Annotated in this window: 18 protein-coding genes and 1 pseudogene; 16 read left to right on the plus strand and 3 right to left on the minus strand. The window is 70.0% G+C overall.

Features of this window, described 5'->3' with window-relative positions:
• Positions 1-74: 74 nt before the first annotated feature.
• Entirely contained in the window at positions 75-1,148 is a 1,074-nt protein-coding gene (locus ACIRF9_RS29645) for a LacI family DNA-binding transcriptional regulator (RefSeq protein WP_403828202.1), read from the plus strand.
• 7 nt (positions 1,149-1,155) lie between these two features.
• Here ACIRF9_RS29645 and ACIRF9_RS29650 read toward each other — a convergent pair whose 3' ends face one another.
• Positions 1,156-1,845: a LuxR C-terminal-related transcriptional regulator gene (locus tag ACIRF9_RS29650; RefSeq protein ID WP_403828204.1), complete on the minus strand. Its 690-nt coding sequence runs from the start codon at positions 1,843-1,845 to the stop codon at positions 1,156-1,158.
• Positions 1,846-2,333: 488 nt separating this feature from the next.
• Between ACIRF9_RS29650 and ACIRF9_RS29655 the strand changes: the two genes are divergently transcribed.
• From ACIRF9_RS29655 to ACIRF9_RS29715, 13 genes are all read left to right on the plus strand, one after another.
• On the plus strand, positions 2,334-3,464 hold the full coding sequence (locus ACIRF9_RS29655; RefSeq protein WP_403828206.1) for a sensor histidine kinase: 1,131 nt from the start codon (positions 2,334-2,336) through the stop codon (positions 3,462-3,464).
• 135 nt (positions 3,465-3,599) lie between these two features.
• Complete coding sequence (locus tag ACIRF9_RS29660) at positions 3,600-4,502, plus strand: ABC transporter ATP-binding protein (protein ID WP_403828208.1); 903 nt, start codon at positions 3,600-3,602, stop codon at positions 4,500-4,502.
• A complete protein-coding gene (locus ACIRF9_RS29665; protein ID WP_403828210.1) occupies positions 4,495-5,247 on the plus strand; it encodes an ABC transporter permease in 753 nt (250 codons plus the stop codon). The genes ACIRF9_RS29660 and ACIRF9_RS29665 overlap by 8 nt, the downstream gene beginning before the upstream one ends.
• 115 nt (positions 5,248-5,362) lie before the next feature.
• Positions 5,363-5,491, plus strand: coding sequence for an aborycin family tricyclic lasso peptide (locus ACIRF9_RS29670; protein ID WP_403828212.1), 129 nt, complete (start codon positions 5,363-5,365; stop codon positions 5,489-5,491).
• A 58-nt stretch (positions 5,492-5,549) separates the two neighbouring features.
• Positions 5,550-7,385, plus strand: coding sequence for a lasso peptide isopeptide bond-forming cyclase (locus tag ACIRF9_RS29675; protein WP_403828214.1), 1,836 nt, complete (start codon positions 5,550-5,552; stop codon positions 7,383-7,385).
• Entirely contained in the window at positions 7,382-7,645 is a 264-nt protein-coding gene (locus tag ACIRF9_RS29680) for a lasso peptide biosynthesis PqqD family chaperone (protein ID WP_403828215.1), read from the plus strand. Before ACIRF9_RS29675 ends, ACIRF9_RS29680 begins: the two co-directional genes overlap by 4 nt.
• Positions 7,642-8,250 (plus strand): lasso peptide biosynthesis B2 protein, encoded by a 609-nt coding sequence (locus ACIRF9_RS29685; protein ID WP_403828217.1) that lies wholly within the window; start codon positions 7,642-7,644, stop codon positions 8,248-8,250. The genes ACIRF9_RS29680 and ACIRF9_RS29685 overlap by 4 nt, the downstream gene beginning before the upstream one ends.
• Positions 8,247-9,209, plus strand: coding sequence for an ATP-binding cassette domain-containing protein (locus ACIRF9_RS29690; RefSeq protein ID WP_403828219.1), 963 nt, complete (start codon positions 8,247-8,249; stop codon positions 9,207-9,209). Before ACIRF9_RS29685 ends, ACIRF9_RS29690 begins: the two co-directional genes overlap by 4 nt.
• 245 nt (positions 9,210-9,454) lie before the next feature.
• Positions 9,455-10,330, plus strand: a complete 876-nt coding sequence (locus ACIRF9_RS29695; protein WP_403828221.1) for an ABC transporter permease — start codon at positions 9,455-9,457, stop codon at positions 10,328-10,330.
• Between the two features lie 65 nt (positions 10,331-10,395).
• Positions 10,396-10,869: a MauE/DoxX family redox-associated membrane protein gene (locus ACIRF9_RS29700; protein WP_403828223.1), complete on the plus strand. Its 474-nt coding sequence runs from the start codon at positions 10,396-10,398 to the stop codon at positions 10,867-10,869.
• A 2-nt stretch (positions 10,870-10,871) separates the two neighbouring features.
• Entirely contained in the window at positions 10,872-11,594 is a 723-nt protein-coding gene (locus ACIRF9_RS29705) for a DsbA family protein (RefSeq protein WP_403828225.1), read from the plus strand.
• Entirely contained in the window at positions 11,591-12,973 is a 1,383-nt protein-coding gene (gene mslH / locus ACIRF9_RS29710; protein WP_403828227.1) for a lasso peptide C-terminal Trp epimerase, read from the plus strand. Before ACIRF9_RS29705 ends, mslH begins: the two co-directional genes overlap by 4 nt.
• 51 nt (positions 12,974-13,024) lie before the next feature.
• A complete protein-coding gene (locus ACIRF9_RS29715) occupies positions 13,025-13,699 on the plus strand; it encodes a response regulator (protein ID WP_403828229.1) in 675 nt (224 codons plus the stop codon).
• Between the two features lie 34 nt (positions 13,700-13,733).
• On the opposite strand, the gene ACIRF9_RS29720 is transcribed toward ACIRF9_RS29715, so the two are convergent.
• Together ACIRF9_RS29720 and ACIRF9_RS29725 are read right to left on the minus strand one after the other, a co-directional pair.
• Positions 13,734-14,393, minus strand: coding sequence for a hypothetical protein (locus ACIRF9_RS29720; protein WP_403828231.1), 660 nt, complete (start codon positions 14,391-14,393; stop codon positions 13,734-13,736).
• Between the two features lie 262 nt (positions 14,394-14,655).
• Positions 14,656-15,096: a DUF6228 family protein gene (locus tag ACIRF9_RS29725; RefSeq protein WP_403828233.1), complete on the minus strand. Its 441-nt coding sequence runs from the start codon at positions 15,094-15,096 to the stop codon at positions 14,656-14,658.
• A 99-nt stretch (positions 15,097-15,195) separates the two neighbouring features.
• Here ACIRF9_RS29725 and ACIRF9_RS29730 point away from each other — a divergent pair.
• Both ACIRF9_RS29730 and ACIRF9_RS29735 read left to right on the plus strand, forming a co-directional pair.
• Positions 15,196-16,006: pseudogene (locus ACIRF9_RS29730) on the plus strand (IS5 family transposase).
• Between the two features lie 395 nt (positions 16,007-16,401).
• Positions 16,402-17,664 (plus strand): transcriptional regulator, encoded by a 1,263-nt coding sequence (locus ACIRF9_RS29735; protein ID WP_403828235.1) that lies wholly within the window; start codon positions 16,402-16,404, stop codon positions 17,662-17,664.
• Positions 17,665-19,304 lie beyond the last annotated feature (1,640 nt).

Consider the following 19,304-nt stretch of genomic DNA (forward strand, 5'->3'; position numbering starts at 1 on the left):
GGCCCGGTGGATCCGCGGTCGTCACCCGGAGCGCCCGCGGAGCAGCCCAGGCCGAAGGAAGCAGAGCACCCACCATGACGCCAAGCGCCGCAGACGGCCCGGCGACCAAGGGACGCAGCCGACGCAACTTCGCCGGCGCGCGCCCCGTGATGGACGACGTGGCGAAACTGGCCGGCGTCTCCAAGCAGACGGTCTCCCGGGTGCTCAACGACAACCCGGCCGTGCGGGCCGAGACCCGCGAGGCCGTCCAGGCGGCGATGCGCACCCTCGGCTACCGCCCCAGCCGCAGCGCCCGCTCCCTGGCCAGCGGCCGTACCCGCATGCTCGGCGTGATCTCCTTCGACGCCGCCCGCTACGGCCCCGCCTCCACCCTGACCGCGATCAACACGGCCGCGCAGGAGGCCGGTTACCTGGTCAGCTCGATCGCCCTGGACACGGCCGACAGGGCCATGGTGGTGCAGGCCGCGGACCGGCTGTCGGCGGAGGGCGCGGACGGTGTGATCGCGATCGCTCCCCAGCTGTGGGTGGCCCGGGCGCTGGCCGAGGCCCGCCTGGACACCCCTTTGGTGGTCATGGACAACGACCTGGGCGACGGCACCCCCATGGTCACCTCGGACGCCCGCAAGGGTGCCCGCAAGGCCACCGAGCACCTGCTGTCCCTCGGCCACCCCACCGTCCGGCATGTGGCGGGCCCGACCGGCTGGACCTCGGCCGACCGCCGTGCGGACAGCTGGCGGGACACCCTGAAGGCGGCGGGCGCCGAGATCCACCCCCCGCTCATCGGTGACTGGAGCGCCGACTCGGGCTACGACCTGGGGCGCGAACTCGCCGAGGACCCGTCCGTCACCGCGATCTTCGTCTCGAACGACCAGATGGCCCTGGGGGTCCTGCGCGCCCTCCACGAGGCCGGCCGCCGGGTGCCCGAGGACGTCAGCGTGGTCGGCTACGACGACGTCCCGGAGGCCGCCCACTTCCTGCCCCCGCTCACCACCATCCGTACGGACTTCACGGACATCGGCACCATCTCGCTGCGCATCCTGCTGAACCGCATCGAGGCGTCCTCGGCCCCGGAGACACCGGTGCCGCCCCTGACCCTCGTCCCCGTCGAACTGCGCGTCCGCGCCAGCACCCGCCGCCGCCCCGGCTGACGGGGGCTCAGAGGCTCTGCGGCACGAGGGCGCCGGTGCGTCCGCCGAAGCCGGCGTCGCGTGCCACGACCGCCGCCGTGGTCCGGTCGTGCACCTCGAGTTTCGTGAAAATCCGGGAGACGTAATTGCGTACCGTCTTCTCGGCCAGGAAAAGCTGCCGGGCGATCTGCTGATTTCCCAGTCCGCCCGCGAGCAGTTCCAGTATTTCCAGTTCCCGGCTGGTCAGCTCGGAGAGTCCGGTCAGTTCCGGCAGGTCCTGCACGGTGGAGAAGTATCTGCTGAGCCGGTCGGCTATGGTCGGGCTGAAAGCGGCGCCGCCGCCTGCGACTATCTGGACGGAGTGGAGCAGTTCCTCGGACGAGCCGATGCGCGCGAGATAACCGTTGACGCCCACGCGCAGGGCCGCGATGATCACGTCGTCCTCGTCGTTCTGGGACACCACGATCATTTTCGGGCGGGAATTCTCGCGGTACCGGGAGACGATCTGGCGGACGTTGTCGCAGATGGTCCGCTTCGAGGGCGGCTCACCGAGGATGATGACGTGGGGCTGTAACGCGATGTTCTCCAGACATCGCAGGCCGGAGGGGCCGTCCGGGGCCCGGCCGACGAGGGTCACGCGCTCGTCCCGGTCGATGATCGCCTCCAGCCCGGCGAGGGCGACCGGATTGTCGCTGATGAGGAACAGTTTGATGTCCATCTCTCCACGTCTCCTGGAAATTCACTGACACGGTTCCGGACGCCTGTTCGGAGTGTGGATTTCCGGAGATGATCATCGTGACCCCCGTTTTGCTTCCCCGTTGAACGGCGCGGTGCGCCCTTGCTGGTCGATGATTCACGAAGTGGGGCGGAGTCGGCGACGTAGGCACACTCGACGTCCCGTTTGTGATGGCGGCTGTTCTCGAGTATGAGTACGTGATCGACGTGAACGCAAGTTCGCCCCGGCGAAGTGGAAGATGACAGTTCCGCTTGATGGACGGCAATCGGTCACGGCTTCGCTCCGGCCGCGGCCGGGCATTCCAGCCTGACCTCGGCTCCTTCCCCCGGCCGGTTGCGAAGAGCGCAACGAATCGGTGGCCGAAAAACAGGTGACGCATGCGCCGAATAGTCGGACACAGAGAATTGCCGGCAAATGCAAAGACCCGCCGCTCGTTGCGCCCCACCGAGCCGACCGCATACGTTCGGGGCATGGGCGACATCCCTCTGCGGCGCTTGATCACACTGGACGTACTCGCCGCACTGGGGCTCGCGCTGCTCCCCCAGGTGTCACTGCTGCGGCCGGCCGCGGGCGACGGAGCGAGCGCCGGCACCGTATGGCTGCTGGCACTGAGCGCCGCCCTGCCCACGGCCGGCCGGCGACTGTGGCCCCTGCCGGTCTTCGGCCTCACCCTGGCCGCCGCCTGCGCCGCCCTGGCCGCCGGTGTCGGACCGACGCCGTTCCTCGCCGCCGCCTACGCCCTCTACACCGTGGCCGCCACGAGGCGACGCCCCGGACTCCCCGCGGCGGTCGTCGCCGGCCTCTGCGCGGCGGGCGCCGCCCTGCTCACCCTGACGGGCGGTCAGAGCTACCCCGGCGGCACCCAGGTCGTGCAGATCCTCTTCGGGCTGCTCGTCCTCGGCGCCGCCTGGGCCGCGGGCTCGTCCGTCAGGGAACGGCGGGAGAACACCCGGCGCGCCATCGAGCAGGCGGCCGAGAAGGCGAAGGCCGAGGAACGCCTGCGCATCGCCCGCGACCTGCACGACGTCGTCACCCACAGCGTCGGCCTGATCGCGATCAAGGCCGGTGTCGCCAACCACGTGGTGGCCACCCGGCCCGAGGAGGCACAGGAGGCGCTGACGGTGATCGAGGACGTCAGCCGCCGGGCACTGCGCGACATGCGGGCCACCCTCAAGGCGCTGCGTCGGGAACAGGACGGCGGCGCCCAGGACCTGCGCCCGGTCCTCGGACTGGCGGACCTGCCGGCCCTGGTCACCACCGCCGAGGCGGCCGGCGTACGCGTCGAACTGCTTCCCCGGTACGCGGAGGAACCCCCCGACGGCGTCGCGCTGTCCGCGTACCGGATCGTCCAGGAGGCGCTGACCAACGTCGTCAAGCACGCGGCACCCACCCGCTGTCGGGTGCGGCTCCTCGCGGAGCAGGGCACGCTGACGATCGACGTGACCGACGACGGACCCGGCGCCGGACCCCGGCCCAGCGTGCCCGGCGGCGGAATGGGCCTGGTCGGCATGAAGGAACGGGTCGCGGCACACGGCGGCACACTCGCCGCCGGACCCCGGCCGGGCGGCGGATTCCGGATCCTGGCGACCCTGCCGTACTGAGCCCCCCTCCGCCCCACTGAGCCCCCCTCATCCCCGGGACTCATCCTCAGGTATGGGTTCCGCCCGCGCGGACCGCCCGCCGGTCCCGTCCCGGGACCGATGTGCCCGGCAGGGGGCCTGAACCAGACTCGCCCTGTGATTGACGTGCAGAACCTGACCAAGCGGTACGGGGAGACCACCGTCGTCGGCGGCCTCACCTTCACGGTGCGGCCCGGCACCGTCACCGGCTTCCTCGGCCCCAACGGGGCCGGGAAGTCCACGACGATGCGGATGATGCTCGGCCTCACCCGGCCGGACGACGGAACCGCCCGCATCGACGGCCGCGCCTACCACGAACTGACCTATCCCGTCCGGCAGGTCGGCGCCCTCCTTGAGACGGCCGTACCGCACAAGAGCCTGACCGCAGTGGCCCATCTGCGCTGGCTCGCGCACAGCAACCGCATCGCCCGGCAGCGCGTCGGCGAGGTCCTCGAGATGGTCGGCCTCGCCGACGCGGCCCGCCGGCGGATCGGCACGTTCTCCCTCGGCATGGGCCAGCGGCTCGGCCTGGCCGCGGCGCTGCTCGGTGATCCGCCCGTGCTCGTGCTCGACGAACCCGTCAACGGCCTAGACGCGGAAGGCATCCGCTGGCTGCGCGAACTGCTGCGCGGGATGGCCGCCGAAGGCCGCACCGTCCTCGTCTCCAGCCATCTCATGACCGAGATGTCCCTGGTCGCCGACCACCTGATCGTCATCAACCGGGGCCGGCTCGTCGCGGACACCGGCACCGAGGACTTCGTCCGGCGCCACGGACGGACGTACGTCCGCGTACGGACCTCCGAACCCATGCGGCTGCACGGCGCACTCGAACACGAGGGAGCCTCGTTACGGCTGGCCCCGGACGGCAGCCTGGAGGTCACCGGCCTGGCCGCGGCGGAGGTCAACCGGCTCGCGGCGGCCGGCGGCATCCCCCTCGACGAACTGAGCACCCACACCGGATCCCTCGAGGACACCTTCCTCGAACTCATCGCCAAGGGCGGAGGCACCACCCGTGTCTGAGACCCTCGCCGCCGTCCGCGCCGAGTTCACCAAACTGCGGGGCGTGCGCAGCACGTTCCTCGCCCTGCTGCTGTTCGTCCCCCTCAGCATCGCCGTCGCCGCCCTCGGCGGCTGGTCCGCGAAGAACGCCATCGACTCCGACAACCCCGGCCTGCGCTCCGACTTCACCCCCGAACAGGCCGGACTGGACGGCATCCTCTACGGCCAGCTCGCCCTGATCGTCTTCGGCGTCCTCATCGTCGCCGGCGAGTACACCTCGGGCATGATGCGGGTCTCCCTGCTCGCCGTGCCCCGGCGCGGCCGGCTCTACGCGGCGAAGACCGCCGTCACCGCCGTCGCCGCCCTGGCCGTCGCCGTCCCCGTCACCCTCGCCTCCTACCTGGTCACCCAGTCCGCCCTCGGCCCCCACGGCGCGTCGATCGGCACCGACGGCGTCCCCCGCGCACTGGCGGGCGCCATCGTCTACCTGACGCTGATGAGCCTGTTCGCCGCGGGCGTCGCCGCCACCGCCCGCAGCGCCGTCCTCCCGCTCGCCGTGCTGCTCCCGATGGTGCTCGCCGGCTCCCAGATCCTGTCCGTCATCGGGGCCACCAAGGACGTCGTCCGCTACTTCCCCGACCGCGCCGGCACCCAGCTGCTCACCGTCGGCTCGCACGACGCGACCACCGGGTTCCTCGTGCTCCTCGCCTGGACCGCCGCGGCCCTGGCCGCCGGCTACCTCCGCCACCGCCGGTGGGACACCTGACGGGACAGGCATGAGGCAGCTGCCCCATGCCAGTGGGACATGCCGCGCCATAGGTTCCCGGACAGGTCACGGGCCGAACAGGTCGGCCCGGCCACCTGACCCACCGGGAGGAACCATGTCCGCGATCTACGAGCCCCCCACCCTCCAGGAAGTCGGCGACTTCGACGAGCTCACCAAGTGCCTCGGCGTCGGAAGCTGCAACGACTTCGCCGGCTGTGGCTACGCCATCGTCTGCTTCTGGTGATCACACCGGTGCCGGTGCGCCCCCGGGCGTACCGGCACCGCCCGGGGAACGAGGCGACATGGAATTCGTAGTTCTTCCGGACTGCCCGGCCGCCGCCGCGCTCGCGGCGCGGCTGCCGGCGACCCACCGGATCGATCACGCGTCGGGGCGGCCCTGGATCCTGGGGGACTGGCCCGCGGACGAGATCACCGTCGTAGAGGCGGGCCCGCGCCGGACGGTACTGCTGGGACACACCCGGCTGGACGTCGCCGCCGCCACGGCCGCACTCGGCCGGATGCGCTCGCTCCACGACGTGGACACCTTCGCGTCCCGGCTGCCGGGACTCTTTCATCTGACGGTCTCGATGGACGGCAGGACCCGGGTCCAGGGCTCCGTCGCCGGCGTACGACAGGTCTTCACCACCGTGATCGACGGGGTGACGGTCGCGGCGAGCGGCATGGCACCGCTGCTGCGCCTCACCGGCGCCGGCCTGGACGAAAACCTGCTGGCCGCCCGGCTGCTGGCGCCCGGCGGCGCCCCCTGGCCGCTCGCCCTGCACCCGGTCCGCAAGGGCATCGAGCCGCTCCGCACCGGGCACTGGCTCGCACTCGAGCCGTCCGGCCGCGCCCGGCAGACCCGCTGGTGGACCCTGCCCGACGCCACCCTCTCCCTCGCCGAGGGCGCCCGGGCCGTGCGCACGGCACTCGAGGAGGCGCTCGCCGCCCGCGTGCGCCCCGACCGGACCCTCAGCGCCGATCTCTCCGGCGGCCTGGACTCGACCTCGCTGTGCTTCCTCGCCGACGCGGCGGGCGCCGACCTCGTCACGTACCACGTCATGCCGCTCGACAGCGCCAACGAGGACACCCCCTGGGCCCGCAAGGCGGCGGCCCTGCTCCCCGGGGCCCGCCACCACCTGCTCTCCGCGGACCGCGCCGAGAACCTGTTCGACATCGGCTACACCTCCGGCCGTCCCGGCGTGGCCCCCGAAGGGCCCTCGACCTGGGCCTCCGGACTCGCCCACGTCCAGGACCTGGCACGGCGCGCCACCCAGGAGGGCGCCTCCCTGCACCTCACCGGCTTCGGCGGCGACGAACTGTTCGGCCGGATGCCCGCCTGCGCCTGGTCGCTGGCCCGCGCCCAGCCGGTCGGCGGGCTGCGGCTGGTGAACCGCTACCGCCTGGCCAACCGCTGGTCGTGGGGCGCGACCGTACGGGCCCTCGCCGACCGGTCCGGCTTCGCGCGGAACCTCACCGCCGTCGCCGCCCGGATCAGCGCCCCGCCCCCGCCCCTCGACGAACCCGACTTCGGCTGGGTCTTCGCACCCCGCATGCCCACCTGGGCCACCCCGGACGCCGTGACGGCCGTACGGGACCTGCTGACGACGGCGGCCCGGGAGACACCCGAACCGCTGGACGCCGACCGGGCCCGCCACCAGGCCCTGGCCTCGATCGTCTTCGAGGGGAACACCGTCCGCCACGTCAACACCGCCATCGCCGGCACCGGCACGGTCTGGGACGCGCCGTTCCTCGACGACCGGGTCCTGGAGGCGGCGCTGTCCACCCGGATCGACCAGCGCCTGGCGAGCGGACGCTTCAAACCGCTGCTGACCTCCGCCGTGCGCGGGATCGTGCCCGACGACATCCTCGACCGGCGCGACAAGGGCGAGTTCAGCGCCGAGGCCTTCCGCGGCATCGAACGCAACCGCGCCCGACTGCTGGAGCTCAGCGAGGACTCGCGGCTCGCCCGGCTCGGCCTGATCGACGCGGCGGCCTTCCGGGCCGGCGTGCTCAACCCCGGCCCGATGTCGCACCACCTCCAGCCGATCGAGTCCACCGTGGCGTGCGAGAGCTGGCTGCGGACGCACACCCCGCCGGACGGCCGCCCGCACCCCCACGACACCGGAGAACGCCGATGAAGCTGAGTCTTGCCCGCGACGTCACGCTCACCCCCGTCGAGTCCGGGGCCGTCCTGCTCGACGGACGCCGAGGCCGCTACTTCCAGTTGAACGCCTCAGGCTCCACCATCCTGCGCAAGCTGCTCGACGGGGAGGCCCCCGACGCGGCCGCCGCGAGCCTGACCGCCTCCGCACCGGTGAGCGACGTCCAGGCACGCCAGGACGTCCAGGCCCTCATCGACGCGCTGAGCGCCGCCCACCTCGTGGAGGTCGCCCCGTGACCACCCCCGCCGTGGCCGAACAGGCCCCACGGCTGCCGTGGCACCGGCAGCTCGCCCCCCGCTGCGCGGCCGGCGCCGCCCGCCTGCTGGTCCAACTGCCCCCGGCCCGGCTGCAACGGGCGCTGCGCGTGGTCAGCCGGGGCACCCGCCCCGCCACGTACGCCCAGGCGGCCCGGGCCCGCCGGTCGGTCGTCTCGGTCAGCACCCGCTGCGCCGGCCTCGGCTGCCTACAGCGCTCCGTCGCCACCGTCCTGCTCTGCCGCGCCCGGGGCACCTGGCCCGACTGGTGCACGGGTTTCCGCACCCAGCCCTTCGGCGCGCACGCCTGGGTCGAGGTCGACGGCCGGCCCGTGGACGAGCCGGGCGAACTGAGCGTGTTCCGGACGGTCCTGGCGGTGCGCGGGGGAGCAAGGGGCGTGGGGGATCGGCGGGATGCGGCGGATCGGCGGGATGTGGGAGATCGGCGGGATGTGCGGGACCGGAGGGATATAGGGGACCGGAGGGATGCGGCGGATTGGCGGGATGTGAGGGACCGAAGGGATGTGGGGGACCGGAGGGATGCCGGAGACCGGGGGGATGCGGGGAACCGGGGGGATGGCTCATGACGGCGGTCAAGGCCGAGGGCCTGTACGCGTATTACGGCACCACCCCGGCCGTCAACGGACTCGAACTGACCGTGCCCGACGGCGTCACGTACGGCTTCCTCGGGCCGAACGGCGCCGGCAAGACGACCACCATCAGCATGCTGACCACCCTGCTCAGGCCCACGGCGGGCCGCGCCGAGGTGGCCGGCTTCGACGTCACGACCCGGCCCGCCGAGGTCCGCCGCAGGATCGGCATCGTCTTCCAGGAGTCCACCCTCGACCTGGAGCTCACGGCCACCGAGAACCTCCGCTTCCAGGCCGACCTGTGCGGACTGCCCCGCCACGAGGCACGGACCGCGATCGCCGCGATGCTCGACATGATGGAGCTGTCCGAGCGCAGCAGAATCCCCGTACGGCAGTTCTCCACCGGCCTGCGCCGCCGACTGGAGATCGCCCGCGGACTGCTCGGCGCACCCCGCGTCCTCTTCCTCGACGAGCCGACCACCGGCCTCGACGCCCAGACCCGCGCCGCCGTCTGGGAACACCTGGACCGGCTGCGGCAGGAGCGCGGCATCACGGTCTTCTTCACCACGCACCAACTGGACGAGGCGGAACACTGCGACCGGATCGCGATCGTCGACCGGGGCAAGGTGATCACCGAGGGAACGCCCGCGGAGCTGAAGTCCGTCATCGGATCCGACCTCGTCGTCCTGCGCACGGAGGACGACCCTCGCGCCGCGACCGCCCTGGCCGACCGCTTCGGACTGGTCGCCGAGCCCGCACCGGACGGCCTGCGCCTGCGCGTCGCCGACGGCGCCGGTCTGGTGCCGCGACTGTGCACCGGACTGGGCCTGACCGTGCGCTCGGTGACCGTCACCCAGCCGACCCTCGACGACGTCTTCCTGCACCACACCGGCCTGGCCATCAGGGAGAGCACCGGCCCGCGCACACTCGGCAACCTCGGGGAGGGACTGCGATGAGCCGGACCGAGACCGTCCCCGGAGGGACTGCGATGAGCCGGATCTCGGACCGTCCTGGGGGGACTGCGACGAGCCGGATCTCGGACCGTCCTGGGGGGACTGCGACGAGCCGGACCCCAAACCGTCCTGGAGGACTCCGATGAGCCGGACCGAGACCGTCCTGCAGGGACTGCGACGAGCCGGATCTCAGACCGTCCTGGAGGGACTCCGATGAGCCGGACCGAGACCTCCCTGGAGGGACCGCGATGAGCCCGACCGACACCGTCCTGGAGACTCCCCCCGGCCGGGCGGCCCCCGCCGAGGTGCCCGCCACCACCGGGCGGGGTTCGTCCTTCCGGCCGTACGCGCTGCTGTGGCGGCGGGAGATGACCCGGCTGCGGCACAACCCCGTACGCCTCGCCATGGGCCTGGTGACGCCACTGCTGTTCCTCGTCGTGCTCGGCACCGGCCTCGACGCGGCGTCCTCCAGCCTCGGCAAGGCCCAGCTGAACGACTACCGGGCCTACCTGTTCCCCGGCACGCTGGTCATGTCCGTGCAGGCCCCGGCGATCGCGGTGGGCATCTCCCTGGTGTGGGACCGCCGGCTCGGCGTGCTCCGCCAGATGCTCGTCGCGCCGTTCCCGCGCTCCAGCATCGTCCTCGGCCTCGCGCTCGGCGGAGCCACCACGGGCGGGATCTACGGCCTCATGGTCCTGTCGGTCGGCGGCATAGCGAGCATCCGCTACACGCCGATGCTGCTGGTCGTCCTGCTGGAGATCCTGCTGGTCTCGCTGATGTTCACCGCGCTCGGACTGCTCGCCGCGGTCACGATCCGGCAGGTCGACACCTTCCAGATCGTGGTGAACCTGAGCCTGATGCCCCTCATGTTCTTCTCCGGCGCGATGTTCCCGCCGAACGGACTGCCGGGCTGGCTCGACGCCGTCGTCAAGCTCAACCCGCTCACCTACGGCGTCGACGCGGTCCGCCGCACCCTGCCGGGCCCCGACGTGCTCACCTCGGACCAGACCCGGCTGATGCTGGGCGACTGGAACCCGCCCGTGATCGCGGAACTGGGCCTGCTGGCCGCCCTCACCGCCGTAGCGCTGGGCCTGGCCACCTACCGTTTCTCGCGGACGCCGTGAACGGGGCCGTGAGCGACGGGCCCGTCGAGGACAGGGCCGTCGAGAACAGGAGAGGGAAGCCGGCGGTGCTTTTCACGCACCCCTGGCTGGGCACCGCCGCGCGCCTGCTGCTGGCCGGGGTCCTGGGCTACGCCGGCCTGGTGAAGGCCAGGGACCTCACGGAGTCCGGCCGTACGGTCGCCCTCTACCGGCTCGTCCCCGACGGCGCCGCCCAACTCATCGGCGGCGCACTGCCGTTCATCGAACTGGCGCTCGCAGCCCTGCTGATCGCCGGACTCGCCACCCGGGCCGTGGCGGCGGCCACCGCCGTGCTGATGGTGACGTACATCGCCGCCATCGCCTCGGTGTGGGCCCGGGGACTGTCCATCGACTGCGGCTGCTTCGGCGGCGCGGGCACCGTCACCAGCGGGGCCCAGCGCGGCTACGCCGTCGACATCGCCCGCGACCTCGTCTTCCTCGGCGCGGCCGCCCTGCTGATCCGCAATCCGCGAACCCGATACGCGCTGGACCGCTGGGTCCTGGACGCGAAGGAGGGATAGACATGCAGTCGACGGACGTCATGGTCGAGGAGATGGTGCGCAGGCGCCACCGTCGGCGGCGCACCCTGGTGGTCTCGCTCGTGGCCGTGGTGGTGGTCGTCGGTGCCGCGCTGGTCGGCGCCGGTCTGGTCCGTGCCACCAACACCGCGCCGGACAAGGCCCCGAGCCGGGTCCCCGCCGCCGTCTCCGACGACAAGGCGGGCCTGGTCGCCTCCGAGGGGACGGTACGGATCGACGTCTACCTCGACTACCTCTGCCCCGAGTGCCGCCGTACGGAGAAGTCCCTGGCCGGCGCACTGCGCACCCTCAAGGCGAGCGGCGACGTGAGCGTCGTCTACCACCCCGTCACCTTCCTCGACAAACGCAGCAGCCCCGCCGGCTACTCGACCCGGGCCGCCTCCGCCGCCGCCTGCGCGGCCGACCAGGACAAGTTCGAGGAGTACACCGGCGTACTGTTCGCGCAGCAGCCCCCGGAAGGCGGACCGGGCCTCAGCGAGGCCCAGTTGATCGCCGCGGGCCGGGACGCCGGCATCACCGGCGACGCCTTCGAACGCTGCGTCCAGGACCGTACGTACACGCCCTGGGTCGGGTACGTCTCCGACTACGCCGCCTCCCGCGAGGTCGCCCTGACCCCGACCGTCCTGGTGGACGGCGAGCGCGTCGAGGTCACCGGCTCCGACCCGGCCGCCGCCCTCACCCGCGCGGTGACGGAGGCCCGGAAATGAGCCGGCTGACGCTGGCGCTCTCCGGCGACTGCATGGCGACCAGAGGAGCGCTGATCACCTCCGCCCCCGCCGCCGAGGAACTCCACGGGTTGCTGCACAGCGCGGACTTCGCCTTCACCAACCTGGAGGTGGTCCCCGCCACTGGGCGCGGCCACCCCGTGCACAACGCGGCGAGCGGCGGCGGCCTGATCGCGGACGCAGGTGTGGTGGACGAGATCACGAGGGCCGGCTTCACAGTCCTCGGCTGCGCCAACAACCACGCACTGGACCTCGGCACGGAGGGCGTCCTCGGCACCACCGACCTGCTGACCGCCAAGGGGATCCCCCACGCCGGGATCGGCGCCGACCTCACCGCCGCACGACGACCCGTCTACGTCGACCGCCCCGGCGGCAGCCTCGCCGTGATCTCCTGCAGCTCCACCTTCCTCCCCGGCCAGGAGGCGGCCGCCCCCTCCCCGGACCTGCCGGGCCGCCCCGGCCTGAACCCCCTGCGCTACACCGCGACCCTGCACGTGACCCCGGCCCAACTCGACGTCCTCCGCGAGATCGACGGCGACACCGGCCTGCGCGCCCGGCGGGCCGAGGCCCGCACCCTGCTCGGCTTCGACCCCGCCATGCCCGGCCCCGACCGGCTCACCCTGTTCGGCACCCGCTTCCAGGCCGCCGACACCCCCGGCTTCACCACGGCCTGCGACCCGAAGGACCTCGACGACATCGCCCGCTGGGTCGCCGAGGCCCGACGCCGCGCGGACCTCGTGCTGGTCAGCGTGCACTCCCACGAGCCCGGCCCGACCCCGGACACCCCCGGCGAGTTCCTGCGCGAGTTCGCCCACCGCATGATCGACGAGGGCGCCGACGTCGTGGTCGGCCACGGCCCCCACCTCCTACGGGGCCTCGAACTCCACCACGGCAAACCGATCTTCTACAGCCTCGGCAACATCGTCAGCCAGATCGAACTGGCCGACCACATCCCCGCCGAGGACTACGCGAAGGTCACCGCCCCCGGCGCCCCTCACCCCACCCCCGGCCACTACTTCGCAACCCTCTCCGCCAACGGCCGCCGCCTCTTCGCTCCCCACCGCCGCTACTGGCAGTCCCTGCTCCCCGTCCTCACCTTCGACGCCGGCACCCTCACCACGATCGACCTCCACCCGATCGACCTGGGCCACGGCCACCCGGTCCACCACCGAGGCCGCCCCCGCCTGGCGGATGCCCCGCTCACCAAGGAAATCCTGACGGACTTCGCCGCCCTCTCGGAGGGGTACGGGACGAGGATCGAGGTCGGGGGGACGGGGGTGGTCGAGCTGCCGACGAGCTGTCCAAAACCACTCCACACGACGGACGTTGCCGGAAATCCCGCTGCTAGGGTGGCTGGCTGACTCCGTGGCTGACCCCACGACCAAGACAGCACACCTTGCGAGGACAGCGGGATGGCCGAGGCGGTCCGAGTACTGATCGCGGACGATCAGGCACTGCTCCGCGGGAGCTTCCGCGTCCTCGTCGACTCCACCCCCGGCATGGAGGCGGTCGGCGAGGCATCGGACGGCGCCGCCGCTGTCGAACTGGCCCGCAGACTCAAACCGGACGTGGTCCTGATGGACCTCCGCATGCCCGTCATGGACGGCATCGCGGCCACCCGAGCGATCTGCTCCGACGAGACCCTGACCGGCGTCCGGGTGCTCGCCCTCACCATGTTCGACATGGACGAGTACGTCTACCCGGCCCTCCAGGCAGGAGCCAGCGGCTTCATGCTGAAGGACGCCTCCCCGTCCGACCTGGTCGCCGGCATCCGCGTCATCGCCACCGGCGAGGGCGTCCTGGCCCCCTCGGTCACCCGCCGACTCATCGCGAACTTCTCCACCACCCCCGAGCCCCTACGCCCCGCCCCGAAACTGGTGGGCCTGACCAAACGGGAACAGGAAGTCCTGATCCTCATCGCGAACGGCCTCTCCAACGCCGAGATCGCCACCCACCTGGTGATCAGCCTCCCCACCGTAAAAACCCACGTGAGCAGCCTCCTCTCCAAACTCCACGCCCGCGACCGCGCCCAACTGGTGATCATCGCTTACGAGAGCGGCTTGGCGGAGCGGGGAATGCCGGGCTGAACCGTGTCCCATGGCCTCGTCGTCGGTGAATGCCTCACCTCAACGGATAGCCAATCCCCGCGATGTCCTGCGCAAGGTCGGCCAGAGTGACCCCCGGGTTCAACGCGCTGACGACGCTCTCGGTCAGTACACGGGAAGACAACACATGCCGAACGGCCTCCAGATCAACCGGGACCTCGTAGTAGTCCTCGGCCCACCGCTGAAACCCTTCAGGCGAGCGGTCAACCAACAACTGGAAGAGACGCCCGGCGCCATCCGGGTCTCCCTTGTCGGGAAAGTCGATCGTCCCAGTCCTCCACCCGCCGTCCCCCGTCTCTCGCCACATACAAGCGGTGACGACAGGCATCCCGTCCTCATCCGAGAAGGCGGGCTCCTCCACGCACGACCGGAAGACATCGGGAACCTCATCGAGCACCCCGGGCCATGGCCCGTCCCCCGCGTAGGGGCTCATGGCCGATTCATGATCGAACCCTCGGATGTAGGCGCCGGCGGCCGAGAAGGCAATCGAGTACTCGCCGCCCGACCCGTCCCGCATCGAGCCCATCGACTCCTCCTCGGACCAGCGGTCATCAAAGGAGTAGTACCGATCACCCCGTTCAGGGCTAAGGACCGCCTCCAGCATGGCCAGGGAACGGCAGTGCTCACGGAGGACGGCTATCTCGGGCAACTGCCGAGCAACATCTTGAACGGTCATCCGCTCATCCAAGCGCAGACCTCTGACACACACCGGGTTCCTGTCCGTGCCGGGCGGCTGCCTCGTCAGCCAGGGGAAGCATCGAGAGCCCTCGTCACCCGCGACAATGCTCCAAGATCCCTTCCAGCGCGCCCGCGGACCCGACATCCCACCCTCCGGGCGGAATACGCCTGCGCCTACGCAAAGACCCCGCACTCAGCGTTTCCGCCGGTCACGGGGTCTTAAGGCGTCATCTCACGTGGTGAGGCGCTCCTCTTCGGGCCTACTTCGTGACGCCCGCAATGAGTGTGTGGATCTCGACGGCGAGGTTGCGTATGTCCTCGCCTGCTGCGTGCACCGTGGTGGTCGCGAAGTGCCATTCCTCCGAAGGCGCTCGGTCGTGGATGCCCCAAGTCAGTTGGACGTAGCCACCGGGGCGGTGCTCCGCTGAGAGGGTCAGGTCGTAACAGAGGGAGTGCCAGGTACGTACTCCTTCCCAGCCCCGGAAGTCTTCGGCAAGCGAGGTGAGGAAGGTGTCGAGGTCGTCGCCGTCCCAGGTCTGTACCGAGGTCTCGACGTTTCCCCATGGCCCGCAGGCCCTGATGAGGAAGTCGAGCGTTGGTTCGTCCTCGAACGGTCGTGTCGGCTCCGAGAGCAGTAGGCGGGCAGGACCGGAGTCTCCCACTTGGACCACAGGACGGCCGGATTCGTCGTAGTCGATCACGCCAACAGATTAGAAGAGCGGGCTGGGCAACCAACCACCGCTCCCGGACGGCCCGGCGTCGGGCGTGGCCGCCCTGAGGCATGAGCGTCCACTGTGGCCATGGATCTTGAGCGTGATCTGGTTCCTGACGGGCTGTGGGAGATAGCAGCGCCGCTGATACCGCCGTTTCAGCCGCGTCGCCAGGGCGGCGGAACGGCTCCGGTGGCGGACCGGAAGGTGTTCTGCGCGATCGTGTACGCGCTGACCACGTCGTGTGCCTGGCGTCGATTGCCGCCCTGCTTCGGCGTGAGTCCGGCCACCGCACACCGCCGGTTCGCCGCCTGGACAAGCGCCGGCTTGCGGCGGCGCCTCCACACCGAGTCCTCGACCGGCTTGGCGCCGCAGGAGCGATCGACTGGTCTGCCGCCCTGGTCGACTCTGCCTCGATCCGGGCGAAAAGGGGGGGCCAGCTCGTCGGGTCGAATCCGGTCGACCGGGGCAGACCCGGCGCCAAGCTTCACATCCTGACCGACGCCCAGGGGCTGCCGCTGGTCACCGCGGTCTCCGCCGCCAACACCCATGACAGCCTTGCCCTCAAACCGCTGGTCATGGCCATCCCCGCCGTGCCTCGCGCCGCGGGCCCCGACGCCGCAGACCCGCCAAGCTCCGCGCGGACAAGGGCTACGACTATCCCGAGCTCCGCCACTGGTTGCGGCACCGGAACATCGCACCCAAGATCGCGCGACGCGGCATCGAGTCGAGCGGACGCCTGGGCCGCTACCGCTGGAAGGTCGAGCGCAGCATCTCCTGGCTGTTCAACTACCGGCGCCTGACCGTCCGCTACGAACGCAAGAGCCGCCACTTCGCCGCCTTCCTCGGTCTTGCCGCCATCCTGATCTGCTACAAGCAGCTCGCCAGACTCACCACGTGAGATGGCGTCTAAGGCGCCTCACACAGGGTGCCCCGGCAGGATTCGAACCTGCGTACACGGCTCTGGAGGGCGATTGAGCTTGTCGCATTTCTTGCTGGTTACAACGCTGCGTCGGCGTACTTGGTGGCCCTTCGTCCATTGCTGGTCCACGGTCGTTCGCGTCGACTCACCGAGTAGCGGGTAGCAGGCGGCTTGCAGTGAAGTGGCCTAGACCGTACTTGAAACAGGCTGAGCTGAGGCGGGACGGAAGGAAGCTGAGTGGCCAACTGGCCCCGGACACTGCGAGCGACGCACGCAACCCGATACGGGCGTCTCTGATTACTTCTCCAAGTAACCCGGTGACTGAGATCATGCCTGCGAGGACGAGTGGCGTGGCCTCAGGAGGCGAGGGCCGTATGAGTGGTAGCGACATACTTCAAGGCATCGGCGCGCTGGCGAGCGTTGCAGGGATCGCTGGCGGCTACTACGCCTGGCGTGCTCTGGACGATACAAATGTGAAAGCGTCGCAGGACCGTTTCCGAGCGGTAAGAACCGAGTTTCGAGAGAGCCTCGGTCGGATAGCCAACATGGCGGCTGACCTCCACACTGCCGCAATGCCGCAGCTAGAGCGAATCGGTGGCAGCGCGGTATTAACAACTCCGACGTTGCGCCCACCTGTTCCGCTGCCAATCGACCGGGTCCGTCTGCTCTGGGAAGAGGCTGGACGACCAGAAGATCGTGCTCTACGGTCCGCAGCTCGAAGAGTTCTACCGCGACGCACGCGGTGGAGCAAGTATTCCGGTTACGCCGAAGCACTCGACGCGCTTATGCGGCCAGCTCTCTTTGAGAATCGGTCGGCATTCCGTTTGCTCCATGCCGACTGGCAGCACCCCGATGGTCCGGTGATGTCGTTCGGCCCAGGTCGGTACTTCGACCTCGTGGACCAGGGCGAGGCGCTCTTTCATGAACTGGCCCGCGCTGCCGGGAGGGGAACGACAGCACCGTCCCTTCGCCGATTGCCCATGAGGGCTCTGCTGATGTCAGATCCCCTGTCTCTGCCACGACGCGGCGCTATTCCCTCGATCGGTACTCTCACGGTCCGGCGTACAGCCCCCGGACACGGCACGTTCTTTCTCATTTACCGTACGTCCGGGCAGGTTGCGACAGGTGAAGAGACCTACAACGTAATTCCCGGTGGAATCTTCCAGCCCGCGTCTTTTTCACCCCTTGGCCACCGACGGGATCTGGACCTGTGGCGGAACATCATGCGGGAGTTCAACGAGGAACTTCTCGGCGCCCCGGAGGCAACCGGCGCAGGCGGCTCTGAGATCGACTATGACGCGCCTCCCTACTGCGACTTCACTAGAGCCATAGCCGACGGCCGCCTGAAGGTATGGAACTTCGGCATGGGCATCGAGGCGCACAACCTAGTTCCCTGTCTCCTGACCACCGCAGTATTTGATGCCGACGTCTTCGACACACTCTTCGCCTCGATGGTCGAGCGCACCAGCGAAGGCATCCTCATCAGCGGACCGCGTGGCAGCACTATTACGGGCCTGCCGCTGGAAGCAGACACGGTCCGCGACCTGCTCGCGTCACCCCAGCTCTCCCCAATACCAGCCGCACTGCTTCATTTGGCCCTGCAGCACCGCACGTTGCTCCTCGGCAGCAGCACCTGAACTAGTACGTCACGCCGGCCCCGGTCGGTGGTTCTTCGCCGGGCGCGCCGCCCCCCCCCAGGCCGGACTGTGACGGCCGGAGCTGGCCGATCCGTACGAGCCCCACGACCAACGACCACGCCGCCGCTCCTCGCACCGCTTTCCGACGACGGCCGAACCGTGACTCTCGGTGGGCTGTCCGATACTTGATCAAGAAACCGATGGCGCTGCTGACCTGAGACGATTGGACTTCTAGGGAACCGAACACACCAGGAGCCCCGTGGTCCATGCACAGGTGTCACCGTCGACATGTGTCCCTGTGGCTGGTGGATCGCGCTCATCGGTACCGCCAGCGGGGCGCTTGCCCCTGGGCGACGCTCCGGCCGAGATCGCCATCCCAGTGGCGCTGCTGATCGTCCTCGACGTCCGCGTCCGCCGTTGCAGCCTAGCCCACCAAAAAGCCCCCATCCTGCCAAGAAACCGCAGGTCGGGGGCTTACTGATGCGGCCTTACTTCTTCTTGCCCTGGGTGTTGCCGGGAATCTTGGTGAGCTGGGTTTTTGCTGGTCAGGGGCGGTGGGCTTGAGTGCCTGGTGGTCGTCATTGGTCGCCCTCGGCCACTGTTGAGCGTCCTCGGACGGCCCAGGGACGGCCCAGGCTCCACTCGTCAGTCGGGTCTCAGCGCGTCCAATGTGCCCTCAGCATGCGGACGCGTCTGCTCGATGGGCAAGCGCGGTGGCACTTTGCAGCGTTTGGCCAGCGACGCGAACGAACTCGTTGTAGGTCTCGGCTGCGGTTCTGAGGTCACTGCGATATTCGGTGCGCCAGCCTTCAAGCTCTTGCCGCCGTGCTCCCTCCTGACTTGCCGTGAGTAAGTGAGCCTGATCAGGTTCCCGGGCCGCAGCATCGCTCCACGAGAACAGCGTCCCAGCAGCGCGCCTGATGCGAGTCCTGAGCTCACCTCCGATGTCCTGCACTGGCTGTGGCCCCCAGAGCGCCAGCTGACTTATCGCGGCTTCGAGGGCCACGACCGTGGCTCGCATGTCTTGCTTATCGGGCTCACCGAGCGGTGTCCCTTGCTTCAACTGCTTCGCAGCCGCCACCAAGTCCACTCCGGCCGTCACGTAGAGCTCTACGACTCGCGCGTACAGGGTCTGTCGCTGACCCAGTGAGCATGTTCGACAGCACCTTGATCCTGGACCTGCCGCAAGGCGGCCGTTGCTGCCGTCTCCGCTGCTCGCTCGCTACCCCGTGCGCTCATGATTCCGCCGCCGAAGGCTCCCACCACACCGCCGACCGCTGCAGCGGCGCCGGCGATCAATGCTGCTATCCCCTCATCCATCGCCTCATGATCCGCGCTGATGGTGCTGCATGCAGCAAGACGGCGTGATTGGTTGGCTGGCTGCCCACCATGAGCTTGGGAAGCTTGGGTTCTTTGGCGGCGGTTGCTGCGCTGACCTGCGGCGGAGTCACGTTGGTGTCCTGGGACGCACCGCGGGCAGCTTCCCGCTGTTCCCCGTGGTTCCCCGCAGGATCTGGCACGCGAATGGCACGGCCTCTTCGCCCGTAAGAGCTTGTAACACGATCTTGTTGAGGTGTCCTGGCCGGGCGTGACCGATGTGACGATTCGGCCGTTCGGGAGGGTGTGAGTACTCGGCCGTG

It is taken from the genome of Streptomyces sp. NPDC096132, assembly GCF_044763345.1.
GTDB lineage: Bacteria > Actinomycetota > Actinomycetes > Streptomycetales > Streptomycetaceae > Streptomyces.